Genomic DNA, 11,007 nt, shown 5'->3' on the forward strand with positions numbered 1-11,007 from the left:
TGGTGTGCCAGTCAGTCGTTCCCGTCCCGCGCCGCCGCCGCCTGAGCCGCTGAGCCCGCTGGTCGACGCCCATACGCACCTGGACGCGTGCGGGGCCAGTGATCCCGACGACGTGCGCCAGATCGTCGACCGTGCCGAGGCGGTGGGCGTCGCGGCCGTCGTCACGATCGCCGACGACCTCGCGTCGGCCCGGTGGGTGGTGGACGCCGCCCACGCCGATTCCCGCGTGTACGCCGCGGTCGCGCTGCACCCCACTCGCGCTGATGCGCTCACCGAGGCGGCCCGCGCGCAGATCGAGTCGCTGGCCCGCGACGAGCGGGTGGTGGCGGTCGGGGAGACCGGCCTTGACCTGTATTGGCCAGGCCGGCTGGACGGATGTGCCGAACCGGCTGTGCAGCGGGAGGCCTTCGCTTGGCACATCGACGTGGCCAAGCGACTGGGCAAGCCGCTGATGATCCACAACCGCGACGCCGACCGGCAGGTGCTCGACGTGCTGCGGGCCGAGGGCGCCCCGGATACCGTGATCTTCCACTGCTTCTCCTCCGATGCGGCGATGGCGCGCGAATGCGTGGATGCCGGCTGGGTGCTGAGCCTGTCCGGAACCGTGAGTTTCAAGAACGCCGCCGCGCTGCACGAGGCGGCGCAGCTGATCCCCGCCGAGCAGCTGCTCGTCGAAACCGACGCGCCGTTTCTGACTCCGCATCCCTACCGGGGCGCGCCCAACGAGCCGTACTGCCTGCCGTACACCGTCCGGGCGCTCGCCGAGCTGACGGGCCGCCCCGCCGAAGAAATTGCGGCGGCGACGACAGCAAACGCGCGGCGGGTGTACGGGCTGCCCGAATAAGGTTAGCCAGGCTATTGCCGCGGGCCGCCCTCAACTGCACAAACGCCGGTATTGATGCCAGCAAACACCTAGCGGCGCGCGTCGGTTATCCGCGGCTAGCCCAATCCGCCCGCAACACAACGCATCTGAACTCTCGATGTGACTCATGCCTCAACCGGCGCTTCAGATTTGCCTCTGGTAGGGCTCTTCGTTACCGTCTTGTGATCATGATTCGGCCCGAGCGGCCTAGCAAATGACGCCGACAGTCGGGATAGACGACTCTTGAACGTTCTGACCAAGCTGTACCAAAACAATTCACCTGTGTTGCGCGCCCTCGTCGGCGCGCTTTTGCTGACACTGGCCTTCGGCGGAAGCTACGCCGTGGCCGCCCACAAGACCGTCACGTTGGACGTCGACGGCTCCCCGGTGACTGTGTCGACGATGAAGTCGCGGGTGATCGACGTCGTCCGCGAGAACGGCTTCACCGTGGGTGAGCGCGACGATCTGTATCCAGCAGCGGACCAGCCGGTCAATGACGCCGACCGCATCGTGCTGCACCGCAGCCGCCCGCTGCAGGTGTCGCTCGACGGTGGTGAGAGCCACCAGCTGTGGACCACCGCGGCGACGGTCGACGAGGCGCTGCAGCAGCTGTCGCTGTCCGACGCGGCGCCCGCGGCGGCGTCGCGCTCCAGCCGCCTGCCGCTGGCAGGCATGGCGCTGCCGGTGGTCAGCCCCAAGAACGTGCACCTCGATGACGGCGGGGTGATGACCGATCGTCGGCTGGCCGCGCCGACCGTCGGTGAGCTGCTGACCGCGGCCGGCGCACCGCTGGAGCAGGCCGACAAGGTGGTGCCCCCGCCGTCGACCCCGGTCACCGAGGGGATGACCGTGGTCGTCACGCGGATACGGATGCAGAAGGTCACCGAACGGGTGCCGCTGCCGCCGCCGGCGCAGAAGATCCCGGATCCCGAGATGAACATGAGCCGGCAGGTGGTCGACGACCCCGGCCAGCCTGGGGAGCAGGACGTCACGTTCGCGGTCTCACTGGTCAACGGTGTGGAAACCGGGCGGCTTCCGGTGGCCAACGAGGTGATCACGCCGGCGCGGCCGTCGGTGCTGCGGATAGGCGCGAAACCCGGCACCGAGGTACCGCCGGTGACCAACGGCGCCGCCTGGGATGCGCTGGCGTCCTGTGAGGCGGGCGGCAACTGGGCCATCAACACCGGCAACGGCTTCTACGGCGGCGTCCAGTTCGACCAGAACACCTGGGAACGCAACGGCGGCCTGCGCTACGCGCCCCGCGCCGATCTGGCGACCCGCGAGGAGCAGATCGCGATCGCGTCGGTGACCCAGCAGCGTCAGGGCTGGGGCGCTTGGCCAGTGTGTAGCGGACGCATCGGGGCCCGCTGACCATCCGGCTGCTCGGCCGCACCGAAATCCGCAGGCTGGCCAAAGAGCTCGACTTTCGTCCGCGAAAGTCGTTGGGCCAGAACTTCGTTCACGACGCCAACACGGTCCGCCGGATCGTGACCACGGCAGGCGTGGGACAGGGCGACCATGTTGTGGAGGTGGGCCCGGGCATGGGCTCGCTGACACTGGGCCTGCTTGACAAGGGCGCCACGGTGACGGCGGTGGAGATCGACCCGCTGCTCGCCGGGCGACTGCCGCTGACCGTGGCCGAGCACGCCCCCGCCGAAGCCGAGCGGCTGAGCGTGCGCAACCAAGACATCCTGACGCTGCGCCGTGGCGAGCTCGAGAGGGAACCGTTCGGCCTGCCCAGCGCACTGGTGGCGAACCTTCCCTACAACATCGCGGTGCCGGCGCTGCTGCACCTTCTCGCCGAGTTCCCGTCGATCCGCGTGGTGATGGTCATGGTGCAAGCCGAAGTGGCCGAGCGGTTGGGCGCCGAGCCGGGCAGCAAGGAATACGGAACCCCCAGCGTCAAGGCCCGGTTCTTCGGCCGAGTCCGCCGCTGCGGAACGGTGTCGCCCACGGTGTTCTGGCCGATCCCACGCGTCTACTCCGGGTTGGTGCGCATCGACCGCTACGACACCGCACCGTGGCCCACCGACGACGTCTTCCGCCGCGAGGTGTTCAGGTTGGTCGACATCGCGTTCGCGCAGCGCCGCAAGACCGTGCGCAACGCGTTCGCGGAATGGGCCGGCTCGGGCAACGAGTCGGCGCGCCGCCTGCTGGCGGCCAGCATCGACCCCGCCCGTCGCGGTGAGACACTGGGCATCGCCGATTTCGTGCGGCTTCTGCAGCGCTCCGGCCTGCCCGAATCTACGAACGGCTGAGGATCCGCACGACGGCGGCGACGAACTCGGCGCATGTCCGGTAGCGCAGCTCGGGATCCTTGGCCATCGCCTTGCCGATCACACCGTCGAACGCTCGTGGCAGCCACGGGTATGTGCGAGACGGATACGGCGGCGGTGTGGTCAAGTGGGCCTTCGCAAGCTCTGCCGGCGTCGCAGCCGCGAAAGGCGGTGCGCCGGTCACCAATTCGACGGCCGTGCAGGCCAACGCGTATTCGTCGGTGGCCGCCGACGGCGACCTGCCGCGCAGCATTTCCGGCGCCAGGTAGGGCAGCGACGCCAGCAGTGGCTGCGGCCGTTTGCGGTTGTCCTCGGCGACGGCGTACGCGACACCGAAGTCGATGAGCACTGTGCCGCCATCCGAAAACGGCTGATGCACAAGCAGATTGGACGGCTTGACGTCGCAGTGCACGATCCCGCACCGATGCACGTAGTCCAGCGCGTCGGCGACTTGCGCCATCGCGGTGAGCCGGTCGGCGAGCCGTTGCAGCGCCATCGCGGTGCCCCCGTCCACCAGTTGCATTGCCAGCCAATAGTCCCCGCGCCGATACACCGACACCACGTGCGGATGGCTGAGCCGGCGGGCGAAGTCGAACTCGCGTTGCAGCCGCGTGGTCTCTGCCGGGCCGCGGCGATCGTCGGCAAGCACCTTCAGCGCCACCGTCCGGCCCGCGTCGTCGTGCGCCCGGTACACCGCGGCGGAACCGCCACGGCCCAGGAGGCCCTCGACGCGATAGCCCTCGAACGTCTGCCCAGGGCACAGCACCGCCTCAGCGTAGGCTCGTTTGCCCCCGCCGAGTTGCGGGTAACGACCAGAGCAAGGAGTGGTGCAGACGGTCGAGGGGTACGTCTGGCCACTCTTTTCCATGTGCTCGGCCGTAACGGCATCTTCGGGGAGTCGTGGCGAATCGTCATCGCGCGTTAGTCTCTTGCCGTGTCCGACGGCAGCACCGCGCCCGAATGGGTGGCGACCGGTTCTGTCACAGTGCGAGTGCCGGGCAAGGTCAACCTCTTCCTGTCCGTCGGGGATCGGCGCGACGACGGCTACCACGAACTGACCACTGTGTTCCACGCGGTGTCCCTGCTCGACGAGGTGACGGTGCGCAACGCCGACACACTGACGTTGGAGATCACCGGCGAAGGCGCCGACTCGCTGCCGGCCGACGAGCGCAACCTGGCCTGGCAGGCCGCCGAGCTGATGGCCGAGCACGTCGGCCGCTCACCAGACGTCGAGATCTCGATCGAGAAGTCGATCCCCGTGGCGGGAGGCATGGCCGGCGGCAGCGCCGACGCCGCCGCGGTGCTGGTGGCGATGAACAACCTCTGGGAGGTCGGCGTGCCGCGGCGCGACCTGCACGCGCTGGCCGCCAAGCTCGGCAGTGACGTGCCGTTCGCGCTGCACGGAGGCACCGCGCTGGGCACCGGCCGCGGCGAAGAGCTCGCGACGGTGCTCGCTCGCACCACTTTTCACTGGGTGCTGGCGTTCTCGGCCAACGGGTTGTCGACGGCGAAGGTGTTCTCCGAGATGGACCGGCTGCGCAGCGCCGGCGATCCGCCGCGACTGGGCGAACCGGAGCCGCTGCTGGCGGCCCTGGCCGCCGGCGACCCGAGACGGCTGGCGCCGCTGTTGGGTAACGACCTGCAGGCCGCGGCGATCAGCCTTCAGCCGGGTCTGCGCCGCACCCTGCGGGCCGGCGTCGAGGCGGGTGCGCTGGCGGGAATCGTGTCCGGGTCCGGGCCGACGTGTGCGTTCCTGTGCCCGACGGCCGCGTCCGCGGTGGACGTCGGGACGCAACTGGCCGGGGCGGGAGTCTGCCGGACGGTGCGGGTGGCCAGCGGCCCTGTGCAGGGGGCGCGGGTGGTGCCGGCACCGACGCATGGGGTGTGACGCAGTTCTCAAAACTGCGTCGAGTTTGCCGCTTAGTCTAAGAGGAGTTTAAGATCATCGGCGGTGTACGTCAGCGGTCCGGCTTGCCTCATGTGGTCGCCCATCCAACGCGGAGGTGGGCGATCGTCATACCTTGGGTCCGCAGCCCGGAAAAGATCACGGACTCGCAATCGAACCGCTGCGCAATCGTATGCGCGCGCCTGCTGCCAAGGGCCATCTAGCAGGCGCAACATTGATGCCCGGGCGTTTGCGCCTGAGCCGGCGGGTGCCGAACCCAGGAGGTCGTCGTGAGCAGATTCACCGAGAAGATGTACCGCAACGCCCTGAGCACCACCCGGGGCATGGTGACGGGTGAACCGCATGCTCCGGTCCGCCACACCTGGGGCGAGGTACACGAGAAGGCCCGCCGGATCGCGGGCGGTTTGGCCGCGGCCGGCATCGGGCACGGTGACGCGGTCGGCGTGCTGGCCGGTGCCCCGGTGGAGATCGCGCCGACCGCACAGGCGCTGTGGATGCGCGGCGCCAGCCTGACCATGCTGCACCAGCCCACCCCGCGCACCGACCTGGCGATGTGGGCGCTGGACACCACCACCGTCATCGACATGATCGAGGCCAAGGCCGTCGTGGTTTCCGAGCCGTTCCTGGCAGCCATCCCGGTGCTGGAGGACCGCGGCGTCAAGGTGCTTACCGTTGACAAGCTGCTGGAAGCCGCACCCATCGATCCGGTCGACACCAGCGAGGACGACGTCGCGCTGATGCAGCTGACCTCGGGGTCCACCGGGTCGCCTAAAGCCGTGGTGATCACCCACCGCAACATCTATTCCAACGCCGAGGCCATGTTCATCGGCGCGAAGTACGACGTCGACAACGACGTGATGGTCAGTTGGCTGCCGTGCTTCCACGACATGGGCATGATCGGATTCCTGACGGTGCCAATGTATTTCGGCGCCGAGCTGGTCAAGGTCACCCCGTTGGACTTCCTGCGCGACACGCTGCTGTGGGCCCGGCTGATCGACAAGTACAAGGGCACTATGACCGCCGCTCCGAACTTCGCGTACGCGCTGTTCGCCAAGCGGCTGCGCCGGCAAGCCAAGCCGGGTGAATTCGACCTTTCGACACTGCGGTTCGCGCTATCTGGTGCCGAGCCGGTCGAACCGGCCGACGTCGAAGACCTCATCGACGCCGGCAAGCCGTTCGGACTGCGGCCTGAGGCGATCCTGCCCGCCTACGGGATGGCCGAGACCACGCTGGCGGTCTCGTTCTCCGAGTGCGGCGCGGGCCTGGTGGTCGACGAGGTCGACGCCGACCTGCTGGCCGCGCTTCGCCGCGCGGTGCCCGCCACCAAGGGCAACACCCGCAGGTTGGCATCGCTCGGCCCGCTGCTGCGCGACCTCGAGGCGCGGATCGTCGACGAGGACGGGAACGTGCTGCCGCCCCGCGGCGTGGGCATCATCGAGCTGCGCGGCGAGGCGCTCACCCCCGGCTACGTCACGATGGGCGGCTTCGTGCCCGCGCAGGATCGGCACGGCTGGTACGACACCGGCGATCTCGGCTACCTGATGGAAAACGGTCATATCGTCGTCTGCGGCCGCGTCAAGGACGTCATCATCATGGCCGGCCGCAACATCTACCCGACCGACATCGAGCGCGCAGCCTGCCGCGTCGAAGGCGTGCGACCCGGGTGCGCGGTCGCCGTGCGCCTTGACGCCGGCCATTCCCGCGAGACGTTCGCGGTGGCTGTCGAGTCGAATGCCTGGGAGGACCCGGCCGAGGTGCGCCGTATCGAGCACGAGGTTGCCCGCGAAGTGGTGCGCGAGGTCGACGTGCGTCCGCGCAACGTCGTGGTTCTCGGCCCCGGCACCATCCCCAAGACGCCGTCGGGCAAGCTGCGCCGGGCCAACTCGGTCGCGCTCGTCAGCTAGCTCCGCGGTCACGCTCGTCTGCTAGCTCCGCGGTCACGCTCGTCAGCTAGCTCCGCGAGCGCGCGTGTTTGCACAGCGACACGCCGCGTCAGCCCGTGCATCGGCGCACGTTCGCGCTCCGGTGAGCGCGCGCCAAGGATTCATTGAGAATCCGTCAAGGGCAGCATCCGAACCTTTTCTCAACAGCCCACGCCGCCGCGGCGGCTACGAGAAAAGGAAAGCCTGTGAGCAACGTCTTCACTGCCCGGATCGCAGCCTCGGCCCGCGGCACTGTGGTTGCCGGCGTCATCAGCGCGGCAGCCGTGTTCGGCACCGCCGGCGTCGCGCTTGCCGGCCCCGCGACGGCCGCGCCGTCGCCGGCCATCGAGCCCACCACTACCGGCATGTACGGCGACCCGGCTGCGGCCGCCCGGTACTGGGCGCCGCAAACCCTCGACGACTGCGCGCTGATGTCCGTGGCCAGTGTGGTCGGCCAGATCACCGGCCACATGCCCACCGAGAAGGAGATGATCGAGCTCGCCGAGCACACGCCGTCCAAGACCCATCCCGGCTCGATTTACATCCGGCCGTCGGACCCAGACGATCCGAACAGCGGCAACGGCACCTCCGGTGAGGACGAGGTGGTGCTGCTGGCGCACTTCGGCATCCACGGTCAGATCACCGATACCGAGCAGGCCGAGCAGACCGGCGTCGACACCGGCATGGCGGCGTTGAAGAAGTATCTGGCCGGCGGCCACAAGGTGATCGTCGGCGTCAACGCCGAAACCATCTGGAACGAGGACGGACCGCGCGACGAGGCCGACCACGCTGTCGTCGTCACCGGCGTCGATTCGAAGAACGGCATCGTGCATCTCAACGACAGCGGCACCGACACCGGCCGCGACGAGAAGGTTCCCGTGGCCACCTTCATGAAGGCCTGGAAGACCGGCGACTACGGAATGGTGGTCACCGAGGAGACCGGCACGTAACCGCGCACCCCGGCCTGAGCTGCGCCGAATTCTGCACCAGGGCTGTTCATCGGCCCGAGCCGCAGCCCTGCTGCAGAACTCGGTAGCGCGGTGGGTCCAACCGACACGAAAACAAGGTGACTCAGGGCATTTCGTCACCGCGGTGCGGGGGATTAACCTCGAGGACCTGTTCACCTGGCGGCAGAACGAATCCTGACGCACGCGATCGGCCGCCGGAGCGGGCGGCGCCGACGCCGGCCGTCACCACGAACGCGATCCCGGCGACCGCGGCGCCACTGGGCACCTGACCCAGGACCACCAACCCGATGAGCAACGCGAACGCCGGCTCCAGGCTCATCAGCGTGCCGAACGCGGCGGCCGTCAGCCGGCGCAGCGCAAGCAGCTCCAGCACGAACGGAATCACCGGCAGCAGCAGCGCCAAACCCAGCCCGGTCAGCAGCAGGCCAGGGGTCAGCCGTGCCAGAACCGAGGGGCCCACCACCGCCGTGGCGGTCAACGCAGCCACCGGCATGGACACCGCGAGACCGGCAATCCCGGCCACGTCGTCACCGACGCGCTGCGTCAGCAGAATGTAGGCCGCCCAGCACAGCCCGGCGGCGAGCGCGAATGCCACCCCGACGAAGTCCACCGTGCCCGTCCACGGCTGAGTCAGCAGCACCACCCCGACCGCGGCCAGCAACGGCCAGAGCCGGCTGCGGCCCTTGACCACTGCGACACCCAGCGGACCGAGGAACTCCAGCGCACTGGCCGTGCCCATCGGTACGCGGTCCAGCGCAGCCATGAACAGCGTCGTGATGCCGGCCGTGACCACGCCGAGTACCACGCAGCTGACGAAGGCTCGGCGAGTGAACGCTGCCCGCTTCGGGCGGACCGCGATCAGCAGAAGCAGGCCCGCCCACGCGAGCCGAAGCCAGGCTGCGCCCTCAGCGCCGATCCGGTCGATCAGTGCCACCGAGGCGGCGAGGCCCAGCTGCACGCACGACATCGACACGAGCGCCATCGACGCGCCGACGGCTGCGCTGTTGCGGGCCATGGCTGGCATTCAACGGGATGCCGCGCCGCTGAAAACGATTGGCCACCCGTCGGTGCCAATCGTTACGGTCGAGGTATGTCTGCTTCCGGCCCGGCCATCGAGGCGATCGAACTGGTCAAGAGGTTCGGCGCCGCCGGGCAGCCTCCGGCCGTCGACGGCGTGAGTTTCACCGTGCCGCAGGGCACGGTGCTCGGCCTGCTGGGCCCCAACGGCGCCGGCAAGACCACCACGGTGCGGATGATGACCACACTGACGCTGCCCACCAGCGGCACGGCGCGGGTCGCGGGGTACGACGTGCGCGAGCAGCCGGACATGGTGCGGCGCAACATGGGTCTGACCGGTCAGGTAGCCACCGTCGACGAGCTGCTCACCGGCCGCGAGAACATCAGGATGATCGGCGGCCTCTACGGCATCCGCCGCCGCGAGCTGGCCCGGTTGAGTGACGAACTGCTGCAACAGTTTTCGCTCGCCGATGCGGCTGACCGGCCCGTGAAGTCGTATTCCGGCGGCATGCGCCGGCGTCTGGACCTGGCCGTCAGCTTGCTGGCCGGTCCGCCGGTGCTGTTCCTCGACGAGCCCACCACGGGCCTGGATCCCCGTAGCCGCAACGAGTTGTGGGAGGTGCTGCGCGGGCTGGTGCGCGAGGGCACCACGCTGCTGCTCACCACGCAGTACCTCGAGGAGGCCGATCAGCTGGCCGACAACATCGTGGTGATGGACAAAGGCCGGATCATCGCGGAAGGCACGCCGCTGCAACTCAAGCAGCAGGCGGGCAACGCCAGCCTGGTGGTCACGGTGACACGTTCGGAGGATCTGGCGGCCGCGGCGGCGCTGCTGCGCAAGACCGGTTCGGAGGTGTTCGTCGACGCCGGCGCCCGCGAATTGACCGCCGCGGCCAACGGCCTCGAGGACATGACTCGGGTGGCGGGCTGGTTGCGCGACAGCGAGATCGAGGTCGACGACATCGGGTTGTCACGGCCCAGCCTGGACGATGTGTTCCTGTCGCTGACGGGTCGCCGCACCGAACCCGAACAACAGGAGGAACCGGCATGACCGCTGTGATGCAAAAGCTGCCCACCCAGGCGCGCCGGCCGGAGACGCATCGCACAAACATTGCGCAGCAGTCGTGGATCATGGTGAAACGCAATATGATTCACACCAAACGCATGCCTGAGATGCTCAGCGACGTGACCGCACAACCGATCATGTTCGTGCTGCTGTTCGCCTTTGTGTTCGGCGCGTCGATCACCAACACCGGCGGTCCGTCCTACCGCGAGTTCCTGCTGGCGGGGATTCAGGCGCAGACCATCGTGTTCAGTGCGTTCGTCGTCGCGGCGGGAATCACCAACGACATCGAGAAGGGCATCATGGACCGGTTCCGCTCACTGCCGATCGCGCGGTCGTCGGTGCTGATCGGCCGTAGCGTGGCCAGCCTCCTGCACTCGTCGATCGGCATGGTCGTGATGGCCCTGACCGGGCTGGCGATCGGCTGGCGGATCCGCGGCAGCATCGCGGAGGCAGTGCTGGCGTTCGCGCTTGTCCTGGTGTTCGGGTTCGGCATCATCTGGTTCGGCATCCTCGTCGGCTCGCTGATGCGGACGGTGGAGGCTGTGAACGGCGTCATGTTCACTCTGCTGTTCCCAATCACCTTCCTGGCCAATACGTTTGCGCCCACGGAGCCGATGTCGCACTGGCTTCGGGTGATCGCTGAGTGGAACCCGGTGTCATCACTGGCGCAGGCGATGCGCGAACTGTGGCGCAACGGGCCGCCCGCGCCACCGTCGGCTCAGCTGCCGCTGCACCACCCGGTGCTGGCGACCATCATCTGGTCGCTGGTGCTGACGGCGGTTTTCGCGCCGATCGCACTGCGCGCCTACGCTCGCCGCACCTCGGATTGACGCTCGTCAGGCCTGCATCCGGCGAACGTGAGCTCAGCGCGAAAAAATCGCCCTTGGATTCATACGGTCAGTGCAACATCCGTGGATTTGGAGGTTGCAATGCCGAGTGGATATCCGTTCCCCAGGTCTGTGCGGCGGGAGTTCTTTGATTTGGTTTGCG

At 68.4% G+C, this 11,007-nt stretch carries 10 protein-coding genes; 8 read left to right on the plus strand and 2 right to left on the minus strand.

Translation table 11 applies throughout. From position 1 onward, the window contains the following. The first annotated feature begins 4 nt into the window (after positions 1-4). The 3 genes from AC5Y4C_RS20495 to rsmA all read left to right on the plus strand — a co-directional run bounded on the left by AC5Y4C_RS20495 (position 5) and on the right by rsmA (position 3,120). Positions 5-844, plus strand: a complete 840-nt coding sequence (locus tag AC5Y4C_RS20495) for a TatD family hydrolase (protein WP_499965236.1) — start codon at positions 5-7, stop codon at positions 842-844. Between the two features lie 261 nt (positions 845-1,105). Continuing rightward, complete coding sequence (locus tag AC5Y4C_RS20500) at positions 1,106-2,233, plus strand: resuscitation-promoting factor (RefSeq protein WP_499909363.1); 1,128 nt, start codon at positions 1,106-1,108, stop codon at positions 2,231-2,233. Then, positions 2,230-3,120: a 16S rRNA (adenine(1518)-N(6)/adenine(1519)-N(6))-dimethyltransferase RsmA gene (gene rsmA / locus AC5Y4C_RS20505; protein WP_499965246.1), complete on the plus strand. Its 891-nt coding sequence runs from the start codon at positions 2,230-2,232 to the stop codon at positions 3,118-3,120. Before AC5Y4C_RS20500 ends, rsmA begins: the two co-directional genes overlap by 4 nt. Here the strand turns inward: rsmA and AC5Y4C_RS20510 are convergent. Next, positions 3,107-3,904: a serine/threonine-protein kinase gene (locus AC5Y4C_RS20510; RefSeq protein ID WP_499965234.1), complete on the minus strand. Its 798-nt coding sequence runs from the start codon at positions 3,902-3,904 to the stop codon at positions 3,107-3,109. The two genes, rsmA and AC5Y4C_RS20510, sit on opposite strands and share 14 nt — an antisense overlap. Before the next feature lie 168 nt (positions 3,905-4,072). Here AC5Y4C_RS20510 and AC5Y4C_RS20515 point away from each other — a divergent pair, with 168 nt between their 5' ends. The 3 genes from AC5Y4C_RS20515 to AC5Y4C_RS20525 all read left to right on the plus strand — a co-directional run bounded on the left by AC5Y4C_RS20515 (position 4,073) and on the right by AC5Y4C_RS20525 (position 7,916). Then, complete coding sequence (locus AC5Y4C_RS20515) at positions 4,073-5,026, plus strand: 4-(cytidine 5'-diphospho)-2-C-methyl-D-erythritol kinase (protein WP_499909367.1); 954 nt, start codon at positions 4,073-4,075, stop codon at positions 5,024-5,026. A gap of 287 nt (positions 5,027-5,313) precedes the next feature. Then, entirely contained in the window at positions 5,314-6,948 is a 1,635-nt protein-coding gene (locus tag AC5Y4C_RS20520) for a fatty acyl-AMP ligase (protein WP_499951821.1), read from the plus strand. Between the two features lie 272 nt (positions 6,949-7,220). Continuing rightward, the gene (locus tag AC5Y4C_RS20525) at positions 7,221-7,916 is read left to right on the plus strand and encodes a C39 family peptidase (protein WP_499965244.1); all 696 of its coding nucleotides are present in this window, start codon (positions 7,221-7,223) and stop codon (positions 7,914-7,916) included. Positions 7,917-8,037: 121 nt separating this feature from the next. On the opposite strand, the gene AC5Y4C_RS20530 is transcribed toward AC5Y4C_RS20525, so the two are convergent. Next, positions 8,038-8,949 (minus strand): EamA family transporter, encoded by a 912-nt coding sequence (locus AC5Y4C_RS20530; protein WP_499965232.1) that lies wholly within the window; start codon positions 8,947-8,949, stop codon positions 8,038-8,040. Between the two features lie 75 nt (positions 8,950-9,024). Between AC5Y4C_RS20530 and AC5Y4C_RS20535 the strand changes: the two genes are divergently transcribed. Both AC5Y4C_RS20535 and AC5Y4C_RS20540 read left to right on the plus strand, forming a co-directional pair. Continuing rightward, positions 9,025-10,002, plus strand: a complete 978-nt coding sequence (locus AC5Y4C_RS20535; protein WP_499909373.1) for an ATP-binding cassette domain-containing protein — start codon at positions 9,025-9,027, stop codon at positions 10,000-10,002. Further along, complete coding sequence (locus AC5Y4C_RS20540; RefSeq protein WP_499965230.1) at positions 9,999-10,847, plus strand: ABC transporter permease; 849 nt, start codon at positions 9,999-10,001, stop codon at positions 10,845-10,847. Before AC5Y4C_RS20535 ends, AC5Y4C_RS20540 begins: the two co-directional genes overlap by 4 nt. The last annotated feature ends 160 nt before the right edge of the window (positions 10,848-11,007 follow it).

The organism is Mycobacterium sp. NGS35, assembly GCF_059812855.1.